This window comes from Catenuloplanes japonicus (genome assembly GCF_000717135.1).
In the GTDB taxonomy this organism is placed as follows: domain Bacteria; phylum Actinomycetota; class Actinomycetes; order Mycobacteriales; family Micromonosporaceae; genus Catenuloplanes; species Catenuloplanes japonicus.
The window spans coordinates 95,959-120,905 of the sequence record NZ_JNXY01000012.1; the positions used below are offsets into that span (position 1 = coordinate 95,959).

Annotated in this window: 21 protein-coding genes; 6 read left to right on the forward strand and 15 right to left on the reverse strand. The window is 72.6% G+C overall.

All coding sequences use genetic code 11. The features are described from left to right. Positions 1 to 45 precede the first annotated feature (45 nt). Positions 46 to 810: a helix-turn-helix domain-containing protein gene (locus tag OP04_RS19095; protein WP_033341101.1), complete on the forward strand. Its 765-nt coding sequence runs from the start codon at positions 46 to 48 to the stop codon at positions 808 to 810. On the opposite strand, the gene OP04_RS19100 is transcribed toward OP04_RS19095, so the two are convergent. From OP04_RS19100 to OP04_RS19110, 3 genes are read right to left on the reverse strand one after another with little or no spacing between them, the layout of a single operon-like run. After that, positions 776 to 1,708, reverse strand: a complete 933-nt coding sequence (locus OP04_RS19100; protein ID WP_033341102.1) for a hypothetical protein — start codon at positions 1,706 to 1,708, stop codon at positions 776 to 778. The two genes, OP04_RS19095 and OP04_RS19100, sit on opposite strands and share 35 nt — an antisense overlap. A 10-nt stretch (positions 1,709 to 1,718) precedes the next feature. Continuing rightward, on the reverse strand, positions 1,719 to 2,777 hold the full coding sequence (locus OP04_RS19105) for an aldo/keto reductase (protein ID WP_033341103.1): 1,059 nt from the start codon (positions 2,775 to 2,777) through the stop codon (positions 1,719 to 1,721). After that, positions 2,774 to 3,193: a DUF1761 domain-containing protein gene (locus OP04_RS19110; RefSeq protein ID WP_033341104.1), complete on the reverse strand. Its 420-nt coding sequence runs from the start codon at positions 3,191 to 3,193 to the stop codon at positions 2,774 to 2,776. The genes OP04_RS19105 and OP04_RS19110 overlap by 4 nt, the downstream gene beginning before the upstream one ends. 664 nt (positions 3,194 to 3,857) lie before the next feature. Between OP04_RS19110 and OP04_RS19115 the strand changes: the two genes are divergently transcribed. Then, positions 3,858 to 7,061 carry a S8 family serine peptidase gene (locus OP04_RS19115; protein ID WP_157240035.1) on the forward strand — a complete coding sequence of 1,068 codons (3,204 nt, stop codon included), beginning with the start codon at positions 3,858 to 3,860 and terminating at the stop codon, positions 7,059 to 7,061. Positions 7,062 to 7,362: 301 nt separating this feature from the next. On the opposite strand, the gene OP04_RS19120 is transcribed toward OP04_RS19115, so the two are convergent. Continuing rightward, positions 7,363 to 8,922: a GGDEF domain-containing protein gene (locus tag OP04_RS19120; protein WP_085066576.1), complete on the reverse strand. Its 1,560-nt coding sequence runs from the start codon at positions 8,920 to 8,922 to the stop codon at positions 7,363 to 7,365. Positions 8,923 to 8,970: 48 nt separating this feature from the next. On the opposite strand from OP04_RS19120, the gene OP04_RS19125 reads away from it, so the two are divergent. From OP04_RS19125 to OP04_RS19135, 3 genes are read left to right on the forward strand one after another with little or no spacing between them, the layout of a single operon-like run. Next, positions 8,971 to 9,468 (forward strand): mycothiol transferase, encoded by a 498-nt coding sequence (locus OP04_RS19125; RefSeq protein WP_033341105.1) that lies wholly within the window; start codon positions 8,971 to 8,973, stop codon positions 9,466 to 9,468. A 10-nt stretch (positions 9,469 to 9,478) separates the two neighbouring features. After that, positions 9,479 to 10,147, forward strand: coding sequence for a maleylpyruvate isomerase N-terminal domain-containing protein (locus tag OP04_RS19130; RefSeq protein ID WP_033341106.1), 669 nt, complete (start codon positions 9,479 to 9,481; stop codon positions 10,145 to 10,147). Between the two features lie 26 nt (positions 10,148 to 10,173). Continuing rightward, positions 10,174 to 10,635, forward strand: a complete 462-nt coding sequence (locus tag OP04_RS19135) for a hypothetical protein (RefSeq protein ID WP_157240037.1) — start codon at positions 10,174 to 10,176, stop codon at positions 10,633 to 10,635. A gap of 55 nt (positions 10,636 to 10,690) precedes the next feature. Here the strand turns inward: OP04_RS19135 and OP04_RS19140 are convergent, their stop codons facing one another. Beyond that, on the reverse strand, positions 10,691 to 10,897 hold the full coding sequence (locus tag OP04_RS19140; protein WP_033341108.1) for a DUF397 domain-containing protein: 207 nt from the start codon (positions 10,895 to 10,897) through the stop codon (positions 10,691 to 10,693). 354 nt (positions 10,898 to 11,251) lie between these two features. Here OP04_RS19140 and OP04_RS19145 point away from each other — a divergent pair, with 354 nt between their 5' ends. Further along, the gene (locus tag OP04_RS19145; RefSeq protein ID WP_033341109.1) at positions 11,252 to 11,872 is read left to right on the forward strand and encodes a DUF6082 family protein; all 621 of its coding nucleotides are present in this window, start codon (positions 11,252 to 11,254) and stop codon (positions 11,870 to 11,872) included. A gap of 59 nt (positions 11,873 to 11,931) precedes the next feature. Here OP04_RS19145 and OP04_RS19150 read toward each other — a convergent pair whose 3' ends face one another. The 10 genes from OP04_RS19150 to OP04_RS19195 form a co-directional block, all read right to left on the reverse strand. Then, positions 11,932 to 14,526: a beta-L-arabinofuranosidase domain-containing protein gene (locus OP04_RS19150; RefSeq protein WP_033341110.1), complete on the reverse strand. Its 2,595-nt coding sequence runs from the start codon at positions 14,524 to 14,526 to the stop codon at positions 11,932 to 11,934. A 9-nt stretch (positions 14,527 to 14,535) separates the two neighbouring features. Then, entirely contained in the window at positions 14,536 to 15,906 is a 1,371-nt protein-coding gene (locus OP04_RS19155; RefSeq protein WP_033341111.1) for an aminopeptidase P family protein, read from the reverse strand. Further along, positions 15,903 to 17,177, reverse strand: a complete 1,275-nt coding sequence (locus OP04_RS19160; RefSeq protein ID WP_033341169.1) for an alpha/beta fold hydrolase — start codon at positions 17,175 to 17,177, stop codon at positions 15,903 to 15,905. Before OP04_RS19160 ends, OP04_RS19155 begins: the two co-directional genes overlap by 4 nt. Next, on the reverse strand, positions 17,174 to 18,028 hold the full coding sequence (locus tag OP04_RS55700; RefSeq protein WP_033341112.1) for an ATP-binding cassette domain-containing protein: 855 nt from the start codon (positions 18,026 to 18,028) through the stop codon (positions 17,174 to 17,176). Before OP04_RS55700 ends, OP04_RS19160 begins: the two co-directional genes overlap by 4 nt. Further along, positions 18,025 to 18,837 (reverse strand): ABC transporter ATP-binding protein, encoded by an 813-nt coding sequence (locus tag OP04_RS55705; protein WP_085066578.1) that lies wholly within the window; start codon positions 18,835 to 18,837, stop codon positions 18,025 to 18,027. The genes OP04_RS55700 and OP04_RS55705 overlap by 4 nt, the downstream gene beginning before the upstream one ends. Further along, positions 18,834 to 19,829, reverse strand: coding sequence for an ABC transporter permease (locus OP04_RS19175; protein WP_157240039.1), 996 nt, complete (start codon positions 19,827 to 19,829; stop codon positions 18,834 to 18,836). The genes OP04_RS55705 and OP04_RS19175 overlap by 4 nt, the downstream gene beginning before the upstream one ends. Continuing rightward, the gene (locus tag OP04_RS19180) at positions 19,826 to 20,797 is read right to left on the reverse strand and encodes an ABC transporter permease (protein ID WP_033341113.1); all 972 of its coding nucleotides are present in this window, start codon (positions 20,795 to 20,797) and stop codon (positions 19,826 to 19,828) included. The genes OP04_RS19175 and OP04_RS19180 overlap by 4 nt, the downstream gene beginning before the upstream one ends. 1 nt (position 20,798) lies before the next feature. Then, positions 20,799 to 22,493, reverse strand: coding sequence for an ABC transporter substrate-binding protein (locus OP04_RS19185; RefSeq protein WP_033341114.1), 1,695 nt, complete (start codon positions 22,491 to 22,493; stop codon positions 20,799 to 20,801). 316 nt (positions 22,494 to 22,809) lie between these two features. Further along, complete coding sequence (locus tag OP04_RS19190) at positions 22,810 to 23,478, reverse strand: GntR family transcriptional regulator (RefSeq protein ID WP_063746635.1); 669 nt, start codon at positions 23,476 to 23,478, stop codon at positions 22,810 to 22,812. A gap of 88 nt (positions 23,479 to 23,566) precedes the next feature. Then, the gene (locus OP04_RS19195; protein ID WP_085066579.1) at positions 23,567 to 24,946 is read right to left on the reverse strand and encodes an aldehyde dehydrogenase (NADP(+)); all 1,380 of its coding nucleotides are present in this window, start codon (positions 24,944 to 24,946) and stop codon (positions 23,567 to 23,569) included. Position 24,947: the final 1 nt, after the last annotated feature.

Here is a 24,947-nt window from a genome sequence, read left to right on the forward strand (position 1 = left end):
CGCGGCCAAAAATCTTCCGAAGCAATCCACGGCTACCGTGGCGGGATGGGCTACCGCGAGCACGCACCGCTGCTCCCGGCGCTGGCGCGCTGGGTGTCGTGCACGTGGGTCCGGGTCGCCGGGGCCGATCCCACGCTGGTCACGCCGGACGGCTGCGTGGATCTGTACCGGGCCGGCGGAAGACTCGTCGTCGCGGGCCCGGACACGGCCGCGCGCCTGGTCACGTTGCCGCCCGGCACCGAGGTCGCCGGGGTGCGGCTGCGGCCCGGCGCGGCCCCGCTGCTGCTCGGCGACGTGCCGGCCGGCGAGGTCCGGGACGCGCAGCCGGAGCTGGACCGGCTCTGGCCGGCCGCGGTGGTGGCGACCCTGCGCCGCGCCACCACCGGCGAGGGCCCGGACGCGACGACCGCGACCTCCGAGGACCGGGACGCGACGGCCGTGCTGGAACGGGCCCTGGCCGCGCGGCTGCGATCGTTCGTGCCGGACCGGGCCGTGCTGCACGCCGTGGAGGCGCTGGACACCCCGCGACCACCCGCGCTCGCCGCGCTCGCCCGGGATCTCGGGCTGTCCGAGCGCCAGCTGCGCCGCCGGGTGACGGACGCGGTCGGCTACGGCCCGCGCACGCTGCACGGCGTGCTCCGGTTCCGGCGGGCGACCGCCGCGGCGCGGGACGGCGTGCCGTGGCCGGACGCGGCCGCGCGGACCGGCTACAGCGATCAGCCGCACCTGGTCCGCGAGGTCCGCCGCTGGTCCGGCCGCACCCCGACCGCGCTCGTCAGTCCCCGGCCCCTCGTCGGTCCCAGGCCCTGAGCGTCCGCAGCGCCCGCAGCGTGATGCTCGGGCGGGCCTCCATCGCGGTGTTCGGCGCCCACTGGACGTACGTGATCGGCCAGCCCCCGTCCTCGGTCTGCTGCGCCTTCAGGAAGTCCAGGCCGGCAGCCATCTCCCGGTCCGTGAACCAGCGCGCGGCCAGGCTGTCCGGCGTGCGCGCGTAGTCGTGGGCGTAGTGCCACTCGCCGGGCGCGTACCCGGCCGCGATCACCGCGTCCGCCTCCGGGTGCGCCGGGTCGGACGGGACCAGGCCCTGCTCGCGGGTGAGCCGGCCGAGGCGCTCCGCCTCCTTCTCCGCCCGGTCCCGGTCCGGGACGTGGTCGAGGAAGTCCAGCGCGGCGCTCACCTCGTACGGGTGGGTGCGGTCCAGCGCCTCGATCGCCCGCCAGCAGAACGCGACCGCGCCGTCCAGCCACGGGTGCCGGATGCCGTGCTCCAGCAGCGGGCCGGCGATCTGCCCGGTCGCGAGCAGGTCACCGGCCACCTCGCTGTCCGGGTCCGGCACCGGCAGGAACGGCGGGTGCGGGTGCGCCGCGAGCGTGGCCAGCACGGACGGCGCGCCACCGTCCGCGCCCGCGACCCGGGTCAGCCAGTCGCACAGCGCACCGCCGGTCTCCTGGTCCAGCTGCCCGGCCGCGGCCAGGATGTGCAGCGCGGACGGCACCGCGAGCGGCTGGCTCGCGGGCCCGCGCACGTCCGGTTCCAGGCCGAACGCGAACCCGCCGTCCGGCGCGCGGTAGGCCTCCAGCGCGGCGCGCACGCCCGCCGCGTCCCCGCCCTCGAAGTGGTGGGCGAAGAGGCGCTGCTCCAGCACCCGCCCGGTCAGCCGGACGAACCACCCGGCCAGGGTGATCGTCTCCTCGTCGAGTCGTGTCATGCCCCCGACGCTAGGCGCTGCCCGCGGCCGCTGTCTTGAACGTTCCGGCCATGTCCTCCGCGCGACGGCGCAGCTCCGGGCGGACGAGCGCGGGCGGGCGGTAGGCCACGTCCATCGGCGCGATCTCGGTGCCGGGCGGCACGATCTCGTCGATGCGGTCGAGCAGGTCGCCGCCGAGCACCGTGTCCGCGCCGGCCAGCAGGTCGTCGAGCTGCGCCATGGTCCGCGGGCCGATGATCGCCGAGGTCACGGCCGGGTGGGTGACGGTGAACGCCAGCGCCAGGTGGGCCAGCGGCAGGCCCGCCGCCGCGGCCAGCGGGATCAGGCGCTCGACCGCGTCCAGCTTGCGCGCGTCCGTCATGTGCTTCGGCACCCAGTGCATCCGCGGCGAGTTCGCGTCGGGCGTGTGTCCCTTGCGGTAGCGGCCGGTCAGCAGGCCGCCGGCGAGCGGGCTCCAGGCGAGCACGCCCATGCCGTACCGCCGGCAGACCGGCAGCACCTCGCGTTCGACCGCGCGGTCCAGGATCGAGTACTGCGGCTGCTCGCTGCGGAAACGCTCCAGGCCGCGGCGTTCCGACACCCAGTGCGCCTCGACGATCTCCGAGGCCGGCAGGCTGGAGCAGCCGATGCTGCGCACCTTGCCGCTGCGGACCAGGTCGGTCAGCGCGGACAGCGCCTCCTCGATGTCGGTCTCCGGATCCGGGTGGTGCACCTGGTAGAGGTCGATGTAGTCGGTGCCGAGCCGGCGCAGCGACTGCTCGACCTCCGCGATGATCCAGCGCCGGGAGTTGCCGGAGCGGTTCGGGCCCTCGCCCATCCGGCCGTTGACCTTCGTGGCCAGGACGACGTCGTCCCGCCGCCCCTTGAGCGCCTTGCCGACGATCTCCTCGGTCTCGCTGAAGCCGTACACGTCCGCGGTGTCGATCATGTTGATGCCCGCGTCCAGCGCCCGATGGATCATCCGCGCGCACTCGTCGTGATCCGGGTTCCCGACCGGCCCGAACATCATCGTGCCGAGGCACAAAGAGCTCACCTGCACGCCGGTACGCCCGAGAGGCCGCATCCTCATGAGAGCGCGACCAGGATGAGCGCGGTGAGCGTGATGCCGGCCAGGTGGTAGGCGCCGGAGATCGAGGCGTAGAACAGCGGCCGCGGCATGTTCGGGTTGATCGCGATCGTCACCGTGTTCGCGACCAGGTAGCCCACGCCGACGACCAGCGCGAACGCGAGCGCCGCACCCACCGTGGTGATGGCGAGCGCGGCCATCAGCACCGCGCTGGCGACGACCATGATCAGGCTGCACACCATCGGGCCGACGTAGAAGAGGACCGGCTGCCCGCCCGGCACCGAGTCCCGGCCGAGCGAGGCGGCATAGGGCTTGGCGAACAACACCGCGAACCACACGCCACCGAGTACGGCGTAGGCGACGAACGCGGCCGGCACCGCGATCCAGTTGACGTCATTCATCGCGTCAAGAACGTTCATGTCGGTTTCTCCCGGTGTGGTGGTGTCTCGCTCGAACACCGGAAGACTCTCGTGAGAAGAGGCCAGGGTGTGGCCACTACTCGGCGGGCACGCGGACAATCCCCGGGACGGTGACGCCTATCATGATCATCACATTGACAGCGGTCAGCACGCGGGCCAACCTCCCGATATCCGCCGATTCATCGATATGCGGCGGAGGTCGAACGGAGGGTCCTTGAACCGTCGAGGGCAGAGAGTTCTCGCCGCCGCGCTCGCGGCCGGCATGACGATCGGCAGCGTCACCGCGGCCGGTCCCGCACACGCCAGTCCCGTCTCCGCAGGCCCGGTGGGCGCCGGCCGGCCGGACACGCACCGGCCCGCCGCCGATGGCCACGCCGGCGGGCCGGCCGGCACACCGTCCACACACGACGGTACCGCCATCACGGTCACGCTCATCACCGGCGACCGCGTCACCGTCACCGGAGCCGCCGCCGGATCCAGAGCCGTCGCCGCACCCGGAACCGCTGCCGGAGCCGGAAACGGAGCCGCTGCCGGAGCCGGGAGCAAGGCCGGAAGCGGGGCCGCTGCCGAAAACGGAAGGACGGCCGGAAACGGAACCGGGGCCGGAAGCACGGCCGGAAACGGAACCGCTGCCGAGAACGGGAGCGCGTCCGGCAACGGGAACGTGGCCGGCGGGCAGAAGGTCGCCGTCACGCCCGGACCGGGCCGGAGCGGGATCGCCATGATCGTGGAGGAGCGGCACGGGCACACCTATGTGCTGCCGGCGGACGCGCAGCCGCTGATCGCGCGGGACCGGCTCGACGAGCGGCTCTTCGACGTCACCGGGCTGATCGCGGCCGGATACGACGACGCGCACCGCGACACCATCCCGCTGATCGTCACCGGCCGCGAGGACGCGGCCCGCGCGGGCACGGCGCGATCGACGGCCACCGCCGGCCTCACCGTCACCCGCGACCTGCCCGCGCTCGGCCTGGCCGCGGCCACGGCGAAGAAGGACGGCTCCGCCTGGACCGCGCAGCGGACCGCCCTCGCCGCCGCACCCGGCGTGTCCGGCACCAGCGCCGCACCAGGCTCGGCCGGCACCGCCACCACGCCCGGCACCCCCACCGCATCCGGCACCACCGCCACGCCCGGCAAGATCTGGCTGGACGGCCTGCGGCAGCCCGCGCTGGACCGCAGCACCGCCCAGATCGGCGCGCCCGCCGCCTGGCAGGCCGGCCTGACCGGCACCGGCGTCACGGTCGCGGTGCTGGACACCGGTGTCGACACGACCCACCCGGACCTGCGGGACAAGGTCACGGAGGCGCGCTCGTTCACCGAGAACCCGGAGACGACGGACCGCAACGGGCACGGCACGCACGTCGCCTCCACGATCGCCGGGACCGGTGCGGCCTCCGGCGGACGGTACCGGGGCGTCGCGCCGGACGCGCGGATCCTCTCCGGCAAGGTGTGCGAGACCGAGGGCTGCGCCGACTCGTGGATCCTGGCCGGCATGCAGTGGGCCGCGGAGTCCGGCGCGCCGATCGTCAACATGAGCCTGGGCGGCGAGGACGCGCCCGGCGTCGACCCGCTGGAGGCCGCGGTCGGCACGCTGACCGCGCGGTACGGCACGCTCTTCGTGATCGCGTCCGGGAACGCCGGCCCGGAGTCCCGGGTGTCGTCGCCGGCCAGCGCGGACGCCGCGCTCGCGGTCGGCGCCGTGGACCGGGACGGGCTGCTGGCCGACTTCTCCAGTCCGGGCCCGCGCGCCGGCGACGGCGCGCTGAAGCCGGACGTGACCGCGCCCGGTGTGGACATCGTGGCGGCCCGTGCCGCCGGGACCGCGCTGGGCGAGCCGGTCGGCGACGCCTACGTCACGCTCTCCGGCACGTCGATGGCGACGCCGCACGTGGCCGGCGCGGCCGCGCTGCTCCGGCAGCGGAACCCGGGCTGGGACGCGGGCGCGCTCAAGCCCGCGCTGATCGGCGCGGCGCGGGCGAATCCGGCGCTCACGGCGTACCAGCAGGGCGCGGGGTTGATCGATGTGGCGCGGGCGATCGGCGTGACCGTGACGGCAGACCCCGCGAGCCTGTCGCTCGGGCGGCAGAGCTGGCCGCACCAGGACGACCCCGTGCTCACCCGGGTCGTCACCTACCGGAACCGGGGCGACCGGCCCGTCACGCTGCCGCTGACCGTGACCGCGACCGGGCCGGACGGCAAGGCGGCGCCCGCGGGCATGTTCACGCTCGGCGCGAGCAGTGTCACGGTCGGGACCTCCGCGACCGTCACGCTCACGGTCGACACCCGGGTCCCGGGCGCGGACGGCCTCTGGCAGGCGTCGCTGACCGCGGGCGCGGTCAGCACGCCGATCGTGCTGGACAAGGAGGTGGAGAGCTACGACCTGACGCTGACCCACGTGGACCGCGCGGGCGCGCCCGCGTCGTTCTACGAGACCGGCGTCGCGCACCAGGCGACCGGGGACTTCCGCCGCGCGTTCGAGGAGGACGGCACGGTCACGCTGCGCCTGCCGAAGGGACGCTACCTGCTCTCGTCCGTGATCGGGACCGGCACACACACCGCGATCTTCTCGCAGCCGCGGCTGGACCTGACGACGCCGACCGCGATCACGCTGGACGCGCGGAAGGCCGGACGGTTCGCGCTGAGCATCCCGGAGCCCGGCGCGGCGCTGATGCAGATCGGCGTGAGCACGTTCCAGCAGACCGAGTCCGGGCCGTGGCGGCTCGCGGTCTACAACTACGCGCCGGAGGACGTCGCCACCGCGCACCTCGGGCCGGCGGTCGGCGACGAGTTCCTGTCCACGGTGCTGAGCATGTGGGCGAGGCCGGACGGCGAGGGCTGGTTCATGGGCACGCCGTACCTCTACACGCTGGCACACGGCTGGCGCGGACGGCTGCCGGCCGGGTTCGAGAAGGCGTACCGGCGCACGGATCTGGCCACGATCGTCAACGATCTGCGCGCGCAGCCGGGCGCGGCCGACTCGACGCGGTGGATCGCGCCGATCTTCGGTGACAACACTGCCGCGTTGCAGTTCCTGATGCCGACCGCGACGCCGGGCATCCGTACCGACCACGTGACGGCGGAGCCGGGTCTGCGCTGGCAGAGCGGGGTGCTGTACTTCGGCGACGACTGGACGCGGCAGCGGACGCTGGAGAGCGGCCCGCGCGAGTACCGGGCCGGGCAGCGGTACCCGGACGTGTGGAACGCGGCGCCGTACGGGCCGGCGTTCCCGGCGCGCGCGGACGGCACGCCGTGGGTCAGCCGCACCGGTGACTGGATGGCGGTGAGCCTGCCGCTGCACGGCGACCGCGAGGGGCACGCCGGGCAGGCCGATCCGTGGGCCGGCGGCACCCGCACCACGCTCTACCGGGACGGTGTGCCGGTCGACGAGTGGCCGTCGCCGGACGCGGGCTTCGCGATGGCGGCCACGCCGGCCACGTACCGGCTGGAGACCCGCAGCGTGCGCCCGGACGCGGAGCTGAGCACGGAGGTCAGCGCGTCCTGGACGTTCCGCTCGTCGCGTCCGTCCGGCGACCGCACCGTGGGCCTGCCGATCGCGGCGGTCCGGTTCACGCCCGGCCTCGACGCGCAGGCGGCGGGCCGGACCGGCCGGATCACCGCGATCCCGGTCACCGTGCAGTGGCAGCCCGGCGCCGTGCACAAGGGGGTCCGGGCCGTCACGGTGGAGGCGTCGTTCGACGACGGGCGCAGCTGGACCCGGGCGGCGACGTTCGGCATCGGCGACTGCTGGATCACCACGCCGGCGCACCCGTCCCGGCCCGGCTTCGTCTCGCTCCGCGCGACGGTCACCGACCGTGACGGCACGACGCTCACCCAGACCGTGATCCGCGCCTACCGCCTCACCCATTAAAAGATCATCCGGGGGTACGGCGTGAGGCCCGGCCCGCCCGAGGCCGGGCCGCACGCCGCTCCGGGGCCCCGATGGGCCCCGACCGTGATCGGGGCGTCATTCACGTCGTTCCGACGACCCGAGTGGCGCCCCGATCGCCAGAGGCCGGCGAAGTGTCCCGCCCGCACGCGGGTCTTCGGTGACCACCCACGGATCCCCAGGCCGCGGGAGCGCGCGGCACCGGACCACGCCGGAAGCGGGAAATCCGGATCTTCCGTCGCCGTCAGGCGATGATCTTCGGCGCCGTCAGGCGAATGATTCCTCAGGCGGCCAGGCGGTTGCGGCCACGGCGTTTCGCCTCGTAGAGGCGGCTGTCGGCGCGGTCGTAGAGGTCGCGGCCGGTCATGCCGGGCTCGAACGCGGCCAGGCCCATGCTCAGCGTCACGCGCAGGCCGGGCGCGGTCGCGTCCCAGTCGCGGGCCGCGATCACCCGGCCGATCCGCTCCGCGATGACGGAGGCGCGGCGCAGATCCGCGTGCAGGAAGACCGCGAACTCGTCGCCGCCGAACCGGATCGCGGCCTCGCCCTGGCGGCAGTGGGCGCGCAGCACGTCCGCGACGCTGCGCAGCACGCTGTCGCCGACGCCGTGCGAGTAGGTGTCGTTGATGCCCTTGAACACGTCCACGTCCACGAGCAGCAGCGCGGTGGCCTCGCCGCCGGCGTCGTCCAGGTCGTCGATGCGCCGGTCGAACAGCCGCCGGTTGCCCAGGCCGGTGAGCGCGTCCGAGGACGCGGCGCGGTCCGCCTGCGCGCGGGCGCGTTCCAGCTCGGCGCGGCGCCGGGACAGCCGGAGCATGAGGCGGCGGTCGAGCCGGAGCCGCCACAGGTACGCCATCTGCGTCTCCAGCGCGCCCAGCATGATCCGCGCGGTCTCGCCCGGCGCCGCGCGCGCCGCGAGCCGGGCCAGCTCGAACTGGAAGATCAGCCGCTGCCCCGGACGGTCCGCCAGCTCGTCCGCCGCCACCAGCTCCCGGCGGGCGCCCGCGAGATCGCCGAGGTCGCCGCGCGCGATGCCGCGGGCCAGGTGGGCGAGGCGGGCCTCATGGTGGGCGCCCTCCGCGCGCAGCGGCGGCAGCACCGGGTCGGTGATCGCGAGCGCCTCCGCGGACGCGCCGGTCCGGGCGAGCCCGAGCGCGTAGAGCACGACGGTCAGCTTCGACTCCGGGAACACGGTGATCCACGGGCGGACCAGCGCGAGCCCGCGCGCGAACCGCTCGGCGGCCTCGGCGGTCTCGCCGATCTGGTCCAGGCGCATGCCCCACTCCATGAGCAGTTCGGCATGCTGGAGGTCGGCCGCGCTGTGGTAGTCCTGGTCACCGGCGGCCCGGGTGATCGCGCCGCCGAGCGCCTCGTCCGCCAGCTCGTAGAGATCTGCCGCGCGGGCGGCCTCGCAGACCGAGGACATCGCGGCGACGTACCGGGTGCTGCTGCGCGGCGCCACGTCGAGCAGCGCGAGCGCGCGGGCGAGCGCGTGCAGGCCCTCGTCCAGCCGGCCGAGCTTGACCAGCACCTCCGCCACGTCGGCGAGGATCTTGGCCTCCTGGGTGCGTGGCCCGCTGTCCGCGGCGGCGCGGGCCAGCGGCTCGCCGACCGCGAGCGCCTCGGCGAGGCGGTTGAGCGCGGTCAGCGCGTACGTCCGGGCCAGCCGCGCGCTGCGGGCCGTGCGTTCGTCGCCGAGCGCGGCCGCGATGCCCTCGGCCTCGTCCGCGATCGCGAGCGCCTCGAGGTGGCCGCCGCGCGCGGTCGCGTTGAACACACGGAACGCCAGCGACTGGTGCGGCCCGAACGGCGACACGACCACGGGGAGGCGCGAGTCCTGCACATCGTCCCCATCGGCGGCGCGAACGCGAACCTTAGTATGTTCGTCCCTATGCGAGTGGATGATGTGCTGCTGGACGCGTTCGGACGGTTGCCGGAGCTGGTCGAGGGCGCGATCGAGGGCCTGACGCCGGAGCAGCTGCGCTGGGCGCCGGCCGAGGGTGCGAACACGATCGGGTGGCTGGTCTGGCACCTGACCCGGATCTACGACTACGTGGCCGACGCGATGGGCGAGAAGCACCTGTGGGTGACCGGTGACTTCGCCGCCGGTTTCGGTCTCACACCGGACCCGGACAACATGGGGTACGGGCACACTCCCGCGGACGTGCTCACGGTCCGCCCCCGGGACACGCAGGCCGTGCGCGACTACTTCACCGCCGTCCACGAGCGGAACGTGGGCTGGATCCGCGGGCTGAGCGAGTCCGACCTGGACCGCGTCGTGGACACGAACTGGGATCCGCACGTCACGCTCGGGGTCCGCCTGGTGAGCATTCTCGGTGACTGCACGCAGCACGTCGGTCAGGCGGCGTACCTCCGCGGTCTTCTCTAGACTCGCGGACATGCGGGAGGCGGAGGCGCTGCGGGCTGCGTACGACGGGGTGACGGCGGCGATCACGCCGCTGAGCCCGCTGGAACTGCTGGCACCGACCCGGTGCCTCGGCTGGACCGTCGCGGACGTGGTGCACCACCTCACCGAGGACGCACGGCGGGCGCTGGTCGCACTGGCCACGCCCGCCGACGACCTCCCCACCCGCACGTTCGTCACGTACTGGTCGGCCCGCTCCCCCGCCGCGCCGGACTGGGAGAGCGCGGAACGCGCGGCCGCCGCCTCCGCCTGGGCCGGCCGCCGGGCCGCCTCGGTCGCCCGCGAGCCCGGCCTGCTGGTCGAGCTGTGGCGGGAGACGTCCGCCGCGGCGGTGCAGGCCGCGTCCACCGTCCCGCACCCCGCGGTCACCACGCAGGGTTACGTGCTGGCCGTCCCGGATCTGCTGACCACGCTGGCCACCGAGGCCGTCCTCCACCACCTGGACCTGCTGCTCGGCCTGCCACCCGCCCCCGAGCCCGCCGTCTCCACCCTGGACGGCCTCCTGTCCCTTGCCTCCGGCGTCCGCCCCGCCCACTGGGACATCGAGGACTATCTGCTCAAGGGCGCCGGCCGCACCGCGCTCACGCCGGCGGACCGGACCGCGCTGGGTCCGGCGGCGGGTGCGTTCCCGCTGCTGGGGTAAGCGATGCCGCCTGCATAATGCGGCACATGAATTCCGATCATGATGATCCGCAGGCCGTTTCGGTGGCGGCTGCCACGCCGTTCGCCCCAGTGGAGACGCCTTCTCGCCGTCGGCGGCCGCTCCTGATCGCGGGCATCGCGACCGCGGCCGTGGTGGTCGTGGCCGCCGGCCTCGCGGTGGCGTTGTATCCCCGGGAGGACTCCGGCGTGGTCGCCTGCCGCCGGCTGGACGAGTTCACCCGGACGTTCAACGCGGGCGAGCAGCCGCGCGTGGCCGAGGAAGAGGCCCGGAACCTAGCGGACATGCTGGCCGGCTCCGGGCACGAGTCGCTGTCCCGCCTCGGCGAGGCTCTCCAGTACGGCTTCGAGAAGGACGCCGCCGAAGGGACCGAGTTCAACGAGTTCCGGGGCGCGCTGACGATGACCGGCATCTCCACGGCGTGCGACCGGGCCGGCGTGCCGATGACCCGGATGATCCCGCAGCGCTGATCAGGTGCGCGTAGCCGAGTGGGCGGCGTGTCATGCCGCCCACCGGTTCGTGCGGTTACGGGCGGGCGCCGCCGAGGGAGCCGGATTTCAGACCGCCTACGAAAGCGGTCCACCCGGCCTGCGCGAAGGCCAGGATCGGCCCGCCGGACTGTTCCTTGGAGTCACGAACGTGCGTACCCGAGAATCCCATCATGCGAATCTCAACGCACTGCTCCATCTGGCAGCGGGAAGCCTTGACCCACTGCGAGTGCGACACTGTCATGGCGAATCATCTTCCTCTGTGTGCAATTTCCATGTAATGCTCTCCCCAGGATCAGTCTGACGCAGACCGAGCGATGCGTCGCATTTCGCCGGTATTCCCGCGCACTGGCAGGCGCCGGGCGTAGCGTAGAGGATTTATCCGGCGCAAGGGCTACCGCCACCCGATCGTGTAAAATCATGGACGCCAATTCACAGGGTATTCACATACGGTGAGTGAGGAGATTCTCACTCTGGAGAAAGCCTTATGCGAATTCCGCGCCCATCCCGAAGGTCCGTCGCCCTGCTGTGTGCCGCGATCGTCGGAATCGTCTGCGCGGCCACCTCCCCGACGGCCATGCTGTTGATGGATCGGTGGATGCGGCTGGACTGGTCGCGGCTGAGCAACATCGGTCAGGCATACGGCCTGGCGTCGGCGATCTTCTCCGTGCTCGCGGTCACCGGCGTCGCGGTCTCGCTCGCCTACCAGAGTCACGGCATCGTGGTGCAGCGTGACCAGGACATCTCCGACGCGCATTCCCGGCTGCTGATGCTGGTGCTTTCCGATCCGGAGACCTACGGTCCGGTGCTCAGCGACCGGGCGCAGAGAATGAGCGTCATCGAGTACAAACGCTATGTATTTGTCACGCTTGTGCTGCGCTTGGCGCTCTCGGGCTACGAGACCGGGCACTCGAACGAATACTCACTGCGGAACGAGGTGTTCAGCGGCCTCTTTCGCCGATCGGTAGGGCGCGATCATTGGCGCGACTCACGCAAGTTCTGGCTGTCCGCCTCGCAGCCGATTCATCGGAGATTCGCCCACATAGCGGACGAGGAGTACCGGGCCGCGATCGCCCACGGCCCGGCACTGCCCATGCCGCCGGAAAGGACGGCGAAACCACTCCTGCCCCGTGCCGCGCTCGCCGCCGTCGTCTGCGGCGGTCTGATCGGCGTCGCCGCGATGGCGGCCAGACGCCGTCCGCCGGGCCCCGGCGTCTGACGTCCGGCCGCGCTTCCCACACTCACACGGTTCCCAACGAGCCAGAGCGTGCGGGGCAATCAGCCGAGCGGCGGCAGCACCACCTGGTGGACCGCGGACGTGTTGCCGGCCCGGTCGGTCGCGGTGAACTCCAGGGTTTGCGGGACATCACGCAAGGCGCGGGTGAAGGCCTCCTGGTAGACGCCCCAGAAAGTCTCGGGGGTGCGCCACTGGACGCGGTCCACGCCGGAGACCGAGTCGTCCGCGTAGAGCGTGACCTCGACGTTCTGCGGGCCGAGTGGGCGGACCCGGGCCCGGACCTCGGGCGGCGTCGTGTCGACGGCCACCTCGCGGGTCGCGTGCACGACCCGGCCGGCCGGGTCGGTCACCTCGGCGCGGACCAGGTGCCGGCCGTCGGTGAGCGGCTCGCCCGCGACCGCGCCGGTCAGTACCACCGACGCCACCGTGCCGTGCGTGGCCACGGAGACCGAGGCGGGCGCGGTGTACCAGCCGGACGGCGCGCGCTCCCCGGTGACCTCGATCCGGGCGACCGGGACCGGGTCGCCGGTGCCGACGGACGGCGACAGCGGCCAGGTGATCTCCGACGGGGTGATCGCCACCGTCCCGGACGGCACGATCGACGAGGAGAGCGGCGTGGCGCCGCCGATGGTGCTGGCCGCGGCCGCGGTCAGCACGGTGATGACCTCGTCGCGGTCGAGCAGCCCGGCCGTCGCGGCGCGGCGTACGTTGCGGTGCACGGAGAGGTAGAACGCCTCCAGCGACGGGAAGCCCTGCGACGCCCACAGGCCGGTCAGGAACGACCAGTCGTTCGCGTCGTGCCGGTCCGGCACGTCGGTGGGCGCGCCGGGGAACGCGATCACCGGGTCCACGGTCCGCAGGTACATGTGGAAGCGGCTGTTCGCGCCGGACCAGGCCGGTTCGAACTCCAGGCCGAGCGCGGCGACCAGATCCTCACCGGCGGCGTCGAAGGCGATCTCGCCGGACAGCAGCCGGTGGGCGGCGGGCGCGATCTCCCGCGTGGTGGTGGCCTCGTCGCGCGCGAGCAGCACGGTCGGGCCGAGTTCCACGGAGACGAGCGTGCGGTCGTCCGGCGCCGGTACCAGCCGCAACGGCATCGGGAACTCCAGCGTCAGCGTGTCCCCGGGCCGCACCGCGCGGCGTACCGCGATGAATCCGTCCTGGGCCTGCACCGGCTCGCCGTCGAGCAGCGCCCGGCGCTCGGGCACCCAGTCCGGCACCCGGAGCCGCAGATCGATCTCGCCGGAAAGATCAAAATCAAGAGCCACAAGCCCGTCACGGGGGTACGCCGTGCGCAGCGCGACCGTGCCGCCGAGCGCATCCCACCGCAGGCGGGACGGCACGTACTGCAGCACGTACAGCTCCCCCGGCGCCGGCGAGAACCAGACGGACTCCTGGTGCTTGACGTGGCTCTCCAGCCCGGTGCCGCCGCAGCAGGTGCCGACGTTGTCGTACTCGCGGATCGCGCCGGCGTCGACCGGGAACATGTAGAGCACCTCGGGGCTGACGTCCGAGGTGACGTCCGCGCGGGAGCCGACGATGTGGTTGAGCGAGGCGCGCTCGATGTAGTCCGCGTACCGCACGTCCCGCGTGTGGCCGAACAACCCGCGCGCGATCTTGAGCAGGTTGTAGGTCGCGCACGTCTCCGCGTTGCGCCGCCCGATGCCGCGCGCCACGTGCCCGGCCGGCCCCCACAGCTCGCCCTCGCCGGTGCCGCCGTGCGCGAACGTGCGCCCCGGCACGACCTGGCCGAACAGCGTGGTGACCGCGTCCAGGTAGCGCGCGTCGCCGGTGGCCTCGTACTGGGCGAGGTGCCCGGCCAGCATGGGCAGGTGCTGGTTGGCGTGCATGCCGTCGAGCACGTCCCGGCCGGCCGCGGCCGCGTCCAGGAACGCGTCCATCTCGAACGCGGCGGCCGCGTCCAGGAAGACCTGCTCGCCGGTGATCCGGTGCAGCGCGGCCAGGCTCTCGTTCATGCCGCCGAACTCGCCCGCGATGTAGAGCGACCACATCCGCTGCCGCTGCTTCGGGTCGACGGCGAGGATGCGTTGCGCGGCCCAGCGGCCCAGGCCGGTGACCACGTCGCGCGCCTGCGCGGAGCCGGTGAGCGCGAACGCGTCCAGCAGCCCGGCCATGATCTTGTGGCAGGTGTACCAGGGCGCCCAGATCTCGCCGTAGGGCGCGAGGTCCTCCAGCCGGGAGAACTGCCACTCGCCGTACGCGGCGAGGAATCCGGGGTGGCTGTAGCGCCCGGTGGCGGCCAGCGCGGCCTGCACCTCGGCCAGCCCCGACACCATTTCATGCGCTTTGTCTCGAAATATCGGCTCATGGGTGGAGGCGTGGGCCAGGGACAGCATCGACAGGAAGTGGCCGGCATAGTGGCCACGCAGCAGGCTCGCGGTCGGTGCCACGCCCGCACCCGGGTAGTCGGACGCCGACCAGGCTTGCTCGTCCGGGTGGCCGAAATCCTCCCAGGTGCCGGGCGGCAGCGCGCCCCGCGTGTCGAGCCCGGCGTTCGCCCGGAACACCGCGAGCGCGCGGTCGACCGGGAAGACGCGGGCGAGGTGCAGCATCTGGTCCCGGGTGCGGGAGTGGACGCCGTCGTGCAGGTCCACATCAGACAGGGGGAAGAACACCGAACTCCTTCAGGCGTGGGTGGCGGCCCATTGTTCGAGGCCGGTCGCGTCGATCGGCAGCGCGCCGGAGAGCACGTCGTGCCCGGTGTCCGTGACGAGCAGGTCGTCCTCGATCCGGACGCCGATGCCGCGCAGCTCCGGCGGGACGGTCTCGTCGTGCGCGTGGAAGTAGAGGCCGGGCTCGACCGTGAGCACCATGCCGGGTGCGAGCGCGGCGCCGAGGTACTGCTCGTACGGCGAGGCCGCGCAGTCGTGCACGTCGAGCCCGAGGTGGTGCCCGATGCCGCAGACGATGTACCGCCGGTGGTGCTGCCCCGCCGGCGCCAGCGCCTCGTCCACGGAGACCGGCAGCAGCCCCCAGTCGTGCAGGCCGCGCGCCAGCACCTCCATGGCCGCGAAGTGGAAGTCGGAGTAGAGCGCGCCCGGCCGGACCGCCGCGAGGCCCGCCCGATGGGACGCCTCGACCAGGTCGTGGACCCGGCGCTGCGCGGGCGTGAACGTGCCGCCGACCGGGATGGTCCGGGTGACGTCCGCGGTGTAGAGCGAGCGCGCCTCCACGCCCATGTCCAGCAGCAGCGTCTCGCCCGGCCGGACCGGGCCGTCGCAGCGCACCCAGTGCAGGATCGGCGCGTGCTCGCCGGACCCGACGATCGTGCTGTACCCGGGCCCGTTGCCGTACGTGCGCGCATGCCGGTCGAACGTGCCCTGCAGCCAGCGCTCGCCCAGGTCGTCCCGGACCGCGCGCGGCACCTCGGCCGCCACCGCGGCGAAGCCGGTCACGGTGTGGTCGATCGCCTCGCGGAGCTGGCCGATCTCCCACTCGTCCTTGATCATGCGCAGGCCGGAGAGCGCCCGGTCCAGGTCCGCGGCCTCGCCCGCGACCAGCGCGCCGTCCGGGACGGTGAAGTCCGCGATCGGCCGGACCGGCAGGCCGAGCGCGTCGGACCAGGCGTCCAGGCCGGCGGACGGGCCGATCCACAGCTCGCCGTGCGCGGCGCTGGCGAAGAAGTCGCGCTCACCGGGCCGGGCCGGCGCGGGCAGGTGGAGCACGGCGTCGTGGCCACCCGGCTTCGGGTGCATGACCAGGACACCGCCCTCGGCCTGGCAGGACGTGGCCCAGACGAAGTCGCTGCCGGCCCGGAATCCGTAGTCCGCGTCGCCGTTGCGGCGCGCGGCGCGGCCGGCGCCGATCACCAGCACCCGGTCCGGGAGCGCGGCGCTCAGCCGGGCCCGGTGTGCGGCGGCGGCGCGGGCCGCGGCCGGTGCGACCGGCGCGGGAACCGTCCGGTCGCCCCAGCCCTTGGCGATGCCGTCCAGGAAGCCCGGACTGTCGTCGCCGAGCTTCGGTGGGCGGGTTCCCGCGTAGGGCGGCTGGGTCATCTGCGTTCTCCTCCTCGGTCGCGGACCATCTCGCGCAGGCGGGTGAGGGTCCGGCCACTGCTGATGCCGTCGTGCTCGAACTCGTTGGTGATCCAGGCGGTGGCGTTGCCGAGCCGGGACAGCGTCGACCGCTGCAGGCCCTCGTCCACGAACAGGTCGTCGTGGTAGACGACCGCGGCCAGCGGGACCTCGTTCGCGGCCAGGCGGTCCGGGTCGTAGAGCGGCGTCCACTCGGTCACGGCCGCGAGCTGCTCCATCGCGGGCGCGAACGGGCGCAGCGCGCGGACCTCCTCGAACAGCCACGGGAACGCCATCTCGGACGTGAACAGCAGCGGCCGCCGGTCCTCGGCGAACTCCGGGCGCAGGTCGCGCTCGCGCTGCGCGGACCAGCGGAACGGGCCGTTCGCGCCGTCGCCGTAGATGGTCTCCTGCAGCGCCCAGAACAGCGGGTTGTGCGCGTTGGACGTCCTGACCAGCACCGACTCCAGGAAGCCGGTGGTGAGCCGCTTGTCCCGGGTGAACGCCTCGGAGACCAGCCAGTGCAGCCGCAGGTGGCCGGGGCCGAAGCCGAGGTCGCCGCCGAGCGTCTGGAGCCGGCGCACGGACAGCGGCGAGCCGTCCGGCAGCACCACGCCGCCGCCGGCCAGCCGGTCCGCGATCGCGCCGACCGTCTCGGCGTCCTGCGGGTAGCGGGCGTAGAAGTCCGCGGTCTTCGCGGCCGCGCGGTCGAACGTGCGCCGGTAGACCTCGTCCGGGTTCGCGGGCAGGCCGGGGATGCCGCCGCAGACGTAGCAGGCGGACAGCGCCTCCGGCGCGGTGGACAGGTAGGTGAGCGTGATCCACCCGCCGAAGCTCTGCGCCAGCGTGGCCCAGCGGCGGTCGTCGTAGCGGGTGCGGCGCACGTGCTCCAGGTCCCGCACGATCGAGTCGGCCCGGAAGTGCAGCAGATAGCCGCCGGGGTCCTTCACCGACGCGATGAGGTCTCCGTCGATCGGCGAGCTGCCGCCGGTGCCGCGCTGGTCGACGAAGACCACGCGGTAGTGCGGGAGCGCCTCGGCCAGCCAGCCGTCAACGCCGGCAGGACGCGGGTTCGCGCCACCGGGGCCGCCCTGGAGGTAGGTGATCAGCGGCATCGGCAGGTGGCGGCGGTCCGGGTCGACCAGGTCGCGGACGAACAGCTCGATCGTGCCCGCGTCCGGATCGTCCCAGTCCAGCGGCACGTCGACCGTGAACTCACGCACCCACGCGCCGGGAATCGCGTACTCGATCATGCAGGAGCCTCCTCCGAGGAACGGGCCGCCGCGTTCCGTCTGCGTGCGGCCTCCCATTCAGGATTGATCCTGGGCACGGCCGCGAGCAGGCGCTTCGTGTACTCGTGCCGTGGTTCGCCGAAGACGCTGTCCCGGTCGCCGGTCTCGACTATCGTGCCGTCCGTCATCACCGCGACGCTCGTGGCGATCTGCCGGACCACGGCAAGGTCGTGCGCGATGAACAGGCAGCCGAACCCCTCCTCGCGCTGCAGGTCGCGCAGCAGGTTGATGATCTGCGCCTGCACCGAGACGTCGAGCGCGGAGACGGCCTCGTCGCAGACCAGCACGCGCGGGCGCACCGCGAGCGCGCGGGCGATCCCGATCCGCTGGGCCTGCCCGCCGGAGAACTGCGACGGGTAGCGGCCGACGTGCGCGGGGTCGAGCCCGACGCGCTCGAGCAGCTGTTGCGCGACCGCGCGCGTACCCCCGGGAATCTCTCGCTTTTGATAGCGCAGCGGTGCGGTGACGATCCGCTCGACCGTGTGGCGCGGGTTCAGCGACGAGAACGGGTCCTGGAACACGACCTGGATCTGGCGACGGACCTCGCGCAGCGCGTCGCCGTGCAGCGCGGTGATGTCCGTGCCGTCCAGGTGCACGGTGCCGGACGTGACGTCGATCAGCCGCGCGGCCAGCCGGGCCGTGGTCGACTTGCCGGACCCGGACTCGCCGACCAGCGCCAGCGTCTCGCCCGCCTGGAGGTCGAACGACACCCTGTTCACGGCCGTGAAGCGCTTGGCCGGCGTGAACAGCCCCTGTGTGCCCGCGACCGGGAACTCCTTCACCAGGTCGCGGGCGCTCAGCAAAGAGGTCATGTGCTCCGGAGCTCCCCGATGGTGTCGTCGATGCGCGGGACCGCGTCCAGCAGGGCGCGCGTGTAGGCGTGCCGCGGGTCGGAGAAGACCTGCGCGGCCGTGCCGGACTCGACGACCTCGCCGCGGCGCATGACCAGCAGGTGGTCCGCGACCTCGCTGACCACGGCGAGGTCGTGGGTGATCAGGATCAGCGCGGCCCCGGTGTCCCGGCGTACCTCCGCGAGCAGCTCCAGGATCTGCGCCTGCACGGTCACGTCCAGCGCCGTGGTCGGCTCGTCCGCGATGATCAGCTCGGGTTCGGTGCTGAGCGCCATCGCAATCATCACGCGTTGCCGCATGCCGCCGGAGAACTGGTGCGGGTAGTCGTCCACCCGGCGCGCCGCGTCCCGGATGTGCACGCGTTCCATCGCCTCGATCGCGACCTTCCGGGCGGTCTTGCGGCTCACCCCGGAGCGGTGCGCGCGGTAGGCCTCGGCGATCTGCGTGCCGACCGTGTAATAGGGGTTCAGCGACGACAGCGGGTCCTGGAAGATCATCGCGATCCGGTCGCCGCGGATCGCGCGCATGCGGCGTTCCGGCAGCGCGGTCAGCTCGGTCCCGTCGAAGACGATGCTGCCGGTGCGGGTGGCGCCGGCCGGGAGCAGCCCCATGATCGCGAGGCTGGTCATCGACTTGCCGGAGCCGGACTCGCCCACGATGCCGAGCGCACCGCTGCGCGGAAGGTCAAAATCAAGACCGGCCACCACGGGTACGTCGTGATTGATCGCCCTGAAGGCCACGGTCAGGCCCCGCACGGTCAGCAAGCTCATGACGCGCCCGCCCGCACCCGAGGATCGATCGCGGAGTAGAGCAGGTCGACCACCATGTTGCCGACCACCACGAAGAACGCGGCCAGCAGCGTGACCGCCATGATCACCGGCTGGTCGTTCTTCGTGATCGAGTCCGCCGCCAGCTTGCCGACGCCGTTGATGCCGAACACGGTCTCCGTGATCAGCGCGCCGCCCAGCAGCCCGGCGAAGTCCATGCCCGCGATCGTGACCACCGGCGTGAGCGCGGGCCGCAGCGCATGCCGGCGCCAGACCAGCGACGGTTGCAGCCCTTTCGCCTTCGCGGTCCGGACGAAGTTCTCACCGAGCGTGTCGATGACGTTCGCCCTGGTCAACCGGGTATACGAGGACGCGTAGCCGATCGCGAGCACGGTCCACGGCAGGATGAAGTTGGCGAACCACTGCCCGGGATCGTCCGCGAACGGCACGGCCTGCGGGAACGGCAGCCACTGCAACTGCACCACGAAGACGTACTGCAGACCGAGCGCGAGCACGTAGTTCGGGATCGACATGCCGCCGAGCGTCAGCGCCGCGATGAACCTGTCCGCGAACCTCCCCTCGCGGACGGCGCTGACCAGGCCGCCGATCACGCCGGCGGTCAGCCAGAGCACGGCCGCGCCGATCGCCACGACCGCGGTCACCGGCAGCCGCTGGACCAGCATGTCCGTGACGATCTGCGAGGTCTGGAACGAGTAGCCGAGGCACGGGGCAGGGCACTCGATGATCGAGGTGCCGCCGCCGTACTCCCGGCCGGTGAACAGCCCGCCCAGGAAGCCCAGGAACTGGGTGAGGAACGGCTGGTCCAGGCCCAGGTTCTCGCGGATCTGGTCGATGCGCTCCGGCGTGCAGTTCTTGCCGCAGATCTGCACCGCCGGGTCCGGGGAGAGCAGGAAGAACACCATGTAGGTGAACAGGCACACCAGGAACAGGACCAGGATCATCCCGCCCACCCGGTGTACGACGTAGCGGGTCACAGCAGGCCTCCCGGGTCCACCGCGGCGCGGACACGGTCGCCGAGGACCATGAACGCGAGCACCAGCAGGGCCAGGAACGTGCCCGGCACGAGGAAGTAGGCAGGGACGACCGAGTACCAGCTCACCGAGCTGGCGATCATCTGTCCCCAGGACGGGTTCGGCGGGACCAGGCCGACGCCGAGGAAGGAGAGCCCGGCCTCGGTGCCGATGTAGCCCGGGACCGCCATGGTCACCATGACCAGGATGGTGGAGCGCAGGTTCGGCAGGATCTCGACGAACACGATCTGCGCGCGGGACGCGCCGGACGCGCGCGCGGCCTCGACGAACTCGCGCTGCTTGAGCGACATCGTCTGTGCCCGGATCAGCCTCGCCAGGTACGGCCAGCCGAACACGGAGATCACCACGACCAGCAGGTACTGCCGGTCGTCCGCGGGCAGCGCGGACAGCACCGCGATCATGAAGATCAGCGCGGGGAACGCCATCAGGAACTCCATCACCCGCGAGATCACCATGTCGGTCCGGCCGCCGAAGTAGCCGGCCAGCAGCCCGAACACCACGCCGAGCACGGTGGTGAGCAGCGTGGCCGCCAGCGCGATCAGCATGGACGCGCGGGCGCCGTAGACGATGCGGGCGAAGATGTCCCGCCCGCTGCCCGGCTCCACGCCGAGCCAGTGCTCGCCGGAGATGCCGCCCCAGCCACGCCCCCCACCGGTCAGCGGGATGCCGCCGAGGTCCGGGTCGATGGCGCTCTGGTCGAACTCGTACGGGTCCCAGCCGCTGATCCTCACGATGAGCGGCGCGCACACCGCCATCAGCACGATCAGCGCGATGTAGGCCAGGCAGGCCACCGCGGCCGGGTCACGCATGATCATGCGGACCGGATGTCTTCTGGGGTCCGGAGGTGTGACGGCGGCGCCCTGGTCCGAGGACGCCGCCGACACCTGCAACCCGGTGGGTGCGATGGTCACGTCAGCCCTTCGACGGGTCCTCGAGACCCAGGATGGCGTAGTCGATCTCGCCCTGCGGCGCGACGATGCCCGCCAGGTTCTCGCCCGGGAGGAAGATCCGGTTCTCCACGTTGAGCGGCACGATCGGGGCCAGCTTCATGATCTGCTGGTCCAGCGCGCCCCAGGCCTGGTTCGCGGCGGCCAGGTCGGTCAGCGCGCGGATCCGGTCGATCTCCGCGTTCACGGCCGGGTCGTTGATCTGGGCCAGGTTCGCATTGCCCTTCTCGGTGACCACGCGGCCGTCGAACAGCGGCGGCAGGAACGTGGACGCGCTGGACGACCAGTCCGGGCACCAGCCGGTGATCGCGGCGTCGTGCTGCTGCGACGGCGTGCCGATCGTCTCGTAGTAGGTGGAGACGTCGATGACGTTCAGCTTCACGTCGATGCCGACCCGCTTGAGCGCCTGCTGGATCGCCTCGGCCTGCCGCTGCGCCACCGGGTTCGCCCGCACGTCCAGCGTCAGCGCGAAGCCGGCGCTCTGGCCGGCCTCGGTGAGCAGCGCCTGCGCCTTGGCCACGTCACCGGTGTGGTCCGGGCTCGGGTAGAGGTCGTAGTCCGCGTGCCCGGCCACGCTGGTCGGGATGATCGTGGTGGCCACGGTGGCGAACTGGTTGCCGCCGGTCGCGTTCAGCACCGAGCTCTTGTCCACCGCGAAGTTGATCGCCTGCCGGACGCGCACGTCGCCCAGCGGCCCCTTCGTGCTGTTCAGCGACATGTAGGTGGTGCAGGTCGACGGCGCCTTCAGCACCCGGTCCTTGAACCGCGGGTCCTGCAGCCGGGCGATGGTGGCGGTCTGCACGGTGCCGGCGAACGCGTTGACGTCCGCGCCCTGGCCCGCGATCAGCCGCTCGTCGATGGTGGCGCCCTCGATGCCGATGGTGAACTTCCAGCCGTCCGGCAGCGCGGTGCGCACGGTGTCGGTGGACGCGTCCCAGTTCGGGTTGCGCTTCAGCTCGATCGTGCTGCCGGGCGTGAACGAGGCCAGGTCGTACGGCCCGGACGCGGTGATGTCGTTGATGAAGTCCGACCCGCCACCGGTCCCGACCGGGAACGGCACCGCGCTCGGCATCGACAGCACGGCGTCGAACTCGGGGAACGGCGCCTTGAGCGTGAAGACGATGGTCTGGTCGTCCGGCGTCGCGATCGTGGACAGCTCACCGGAGCGGTACGGCCCCTGGTATCCCTCCGGCGCGGCCAGGAACTGCTTCAGGTACGGCGCGCCGATGCCGATCTCCGGGTCCCACCCGCGGCTGATGCCGAACTTGACGTCCTTGGACGTGATCGCCGCGCCGGTGTCGAACTTGACGCCCGGCTTCAGCTTGTACGTCCAGGTCAGCCCGTCCGCGGACACCTCGCCCAGGCCCTGCGCCAGGTCCGGCACCATCGCGTTCGGATCGGCGGCGTTCGACGGCGCCTTCGTGATCAGCGTGCGGTAGACCAGCCGGTAGAACGCGTTGACGCCGCCGTCGAAACCGCGCGCCGGGTCCAGGTACGAGAAGTCGGCGTTCTGCAGCACCTGCACCGTGCCGCCCTTCCGGGGCGTGCCGTCGCCGTTGCCGCCGGTGCCGGGCGCGCCGCCGCCACCGCTGCACGCCTGCACGGCGAGCACGGTGGCCATCAGTCCGGCGAGCGCCGCCGGCTTGCGAAGTTGTGGCATGTGAGGGGTCCTGCCTTCCGGGTACGCGCGGGCCGCGCACGGAACGGATCCGTGAATGGGGAGGCGGCCCCTGCGCTGGTGACTCCGTGAGGGGAAAGTGCTGAGTTATGAAGGGGCCCGCGTGGGGCCCGTCACGATCTGTCAGCCGCGTCGGGGTGACCCCGGTCGCTTAAGGAGGACAGTAGTATGTCACACAGCGCAGGTGAAGAGATGGCGAGCAAATATTTACGCGCCGGATACAAGATCGCGCGGGCGCTCACCAAACGTGATCGGGGCGTCCCTCAATCTTGAGGAACGCCCCGATCGTCACGCCTCATCAGTCCTCCGCGCGGCCGCTCCACCAGCCCAGCACGTGGCCGATATGCGCTCTGAGCAGCGTCTCCGCACCCCGGCCGTCGCGCGCCTCGAGCAGGTCCACCAGGCTGTGGTGCTCGGCCGCGGACCGGGCCAGCTCGGCCGTGCCGACCATGTCGGCCAGCCCCACCATGCGCGTCTGCTGCCGCAGATCCTTCACGATCTCGATCAGCCGGCGGTTGCCGTGCAGCTCCAGCAGCCGCAGGTGAAATGCCATGTCGGTGGCCAGGTACTCCGCCAGGTCGGCGGCAGCGGCCGCGTCCACGATCGCCTGCGCCTTGACCCGCAGCTCGGCCGCGGCCTCGGGCTGGAGCGTGCGCGCGATGTCGCGCATCGGCGGGCCCTCCAGGTCCTGCCGGATGCGCACGATCTCCCACAGGTCCTGCTCACTGACGTCGGTGATCCGGAAACCCTTGTTCCGCACCGCGTCGACGAAGCCGCGTTTCTGCAGGTTGAGCATTGCCTCGCGGACCGGGGTGGCGGACACGCCGAACCGGGTGGCGAGCGTGGGCGCGGTGACCAGCGTGCCGGGGGCCAGCTCGCCGGAGACGATCGCGGCCGCGACCGCGTCCTCCACGGTGCCGCGCAGGCTCGCCCCGACGGCCACCGGGCCGATGACCGATGAGCTCACCTGGAACCTCCCGCGTGGATCTGCACTCACAATACAATGTCACATCGCGCCGACCGGTGGTCCCGGCCGGCACGACCTTGACGAGAACCTAGCGGAGCTCGGGCGGCAGCACGGACACGGGCGCACCCTGGAACGTCACCGGCCGCTGCCACCGGGTGATCGCGGCCAGCCCGACCGAGGTCGAGGTCGGCGCCGTGGTGGACGGCCACGGACCGCCGTGGTGCTGCGCGCCGGAGACGGTCACGCCGGTCGGCCACGCGTTGTAGACCACCCGGCCGACCCGGTCCGCCAGCTCCGGCACCACGCGCTGCGCCACCGGGTCCGGCTCCGAGCTGTGCGCCTGCACGGTGCCGGTGAGCTGCCCGGGAACCAGCCGTACCACCTGCTCCAGCTCGCTCTCCGACGCGTATTCGACCACCAGCCCGCCGGGCCCGAACATCTCGATGTCCAGCGCCTCCGGGTCGGCCACGACGTCGCGCGCCGTGGACTGCAAGACCGTCGCCCGTACCCCCTGGTCATTGGGGTTGCCCTGGGCTGCCTGCCGCACGCCGGGACGCGCGCCCACCTCGGCGACCTTTCCGGCGAAACCCTTCTCCATCGGCTCGGAGAGCATCCGGCCGGGGACCGGCAGCTCCACCGCGGCCAGGAACGCGTCCGCGTCCGGCACCAGGATCACGCCCGGGTTCGTGCAGAACTGGCCCGCGCCGAGCGTCAGCGAGTCGACCCACTCCCGCGCGATCGCGCCGCCCCGCTCGGCCCAGCCCGCGGGCGTGACCACGACCGGGTTCGTGCTGCCCAGCTCGCCGTAGAACGGGATCGGGTCCGGGCGCGACGACGCGATGTCGAAGAGCGCACGCCCGCCGGCCGTCGACCCGGTGAACCCGGCCGCCTTGATCCGCGGATCCTTGAGCGCGACCACGGACGCCTCCACGCCTTCCAGCAGCCCGAACGTGCCGTCCGGAGCGCCTGCGGCGCCAAGGGCATCGATCACCACCTCGGCGGTACGACGGGAGAGGCGCGGATGTCCCGGATGAGCCTTGAGCACGACCGGGCAGCCCGCGGCCAGCGCCGAGACGGTGTCGCCGCCGAACACGCTGAACGCGAACGGGAAGTTGCTGGCCGCGAAGACCAGCACCGGGCCGATCGGCAGCAGCGTGCGGCGCAGCTCGGGACGCGGCCCCATGCCCCACTCCGGGTCGGCCGGGTCGATCCGGGTCGGCGTCAGCTCGCCGGTGCGCAGGCCCTCCGCGAACAGCCGGGCCTGGAACGTGGTGCGGCCCAGCTCGCCGGTCAGCCGCGCCTGCGGCAGGTGCGTCTCCTCCTGCGCGAGCGCGACCAGGTCGTCCTTCGCCTTGTCGAGCGCGTCCGCGACCGCGTCGAGCCACTCCGCCCGTACCCCCGGCGTGGTGTTCCTGATGGTCGGCCTTGCCGCGTCGGCGGCCGCGAGCAGCTGCTCCACGTCAGTCACT

Bases quoted from the DNA above. Each gene is read 5' to 3' on its own strand.
- OP04_RS19095 (WP_033341101.1), top strand. From the start codon at position 46: ATGGGCTACCGCGAGCACGCACCGCTGCTCCCGGCGCTGGCGCGCTGG.
- OP04_RS19100 (WP_033341102.1), bottom strand. From the start codon at position 1,708: ATGACACGACTCGACGAGGAGACGATCACCCTGGCCGGGTGGTTCGTC.
- OP04_RS19105 (WP_033341103.1), bottom strand. From the start codon at position 2,777: ATGAGGATGCGGCCTCTCGGGCGTACCGGCGTGCAGGTGAGCTCTTTG.
- OP04_RS19110 (WP_033341104.1), bottom strand. From the start codon at position 3,193: ATGAACGTTCTTGACGCGATGAATGACGTCAACTGGATCGCGGTGCCG.
- OP04_RS19125 (WP_033341105.1), top strand. From the start codon at position 8,971: ATGCGAGTGGATGATGTGCTGCTGGACGCGTTCGGACGGTTGCCGGAG.
- OP04_RS19130 (WP_033341106.1), top strand. From the start codon at position 9,479: ATGCGGGAGGCGGAGGCGCTGCGGGCTGCGTACGACGGGGTGACGGCG.
- OP04_RS19135 (WP_157240037.1), top strand. From the start codon at position 10,174: ATGAATTCCGATCATGATGATCCGCAGGCCGTTTCGGTGGCGGCTGCC.
- OP04_RS19140 (WP_033341108.1), bottom strand. From the start codon at position 10,897: ATGACAGTGTCGCACTCGCAGTGGGTCAAGGCTTCCCGCTGCCAGATG.
- OP04_RS19145 (WP_033341109.1), top strand. From the start codon at position 11,252: ATGCGGCTGGACTGGTCGCGGCTGAGCAACATCGGTCAGGCATACGGC.
- OP04_RS19155 (WP_033341111.1), bottom strand. From the start codon at position 15,906: ATGACCCAGCCGCCCTACGCGGGAACCCGCCCACCGAAGCTCGGCGAC.
- OP04_RS19160 (WP_033341169.1), bottom strand. From the start codon at position 17,177: ATGATCGAGTACGCGATTCCCGGCGCGTGGGTGCGTGAGTTCACGGTC.
- OP04_RS55700 (WP_033341112.1), bottom strand. From the start codon at position 18,028: ATGACCTCTTTGCTGAGCGCCCGCGACCTGGTGAAGGAGTTCCCGGTC.
- OP04_RS55705 (WP_085066578.1), bottom strand. From the start codon at position 18,837: ATGAGCTTGCTGACCGTGCGGGGCCTGACCGTGGCCTTCAGGGCGATC.
- OP04_RS19185 (WP_033341114.1), bottom strand. From the start codon at position 22,493: ATGCCACAACTTCGCAAGCCGGCGGCGCTCGCCGGACTGATGGCCACC.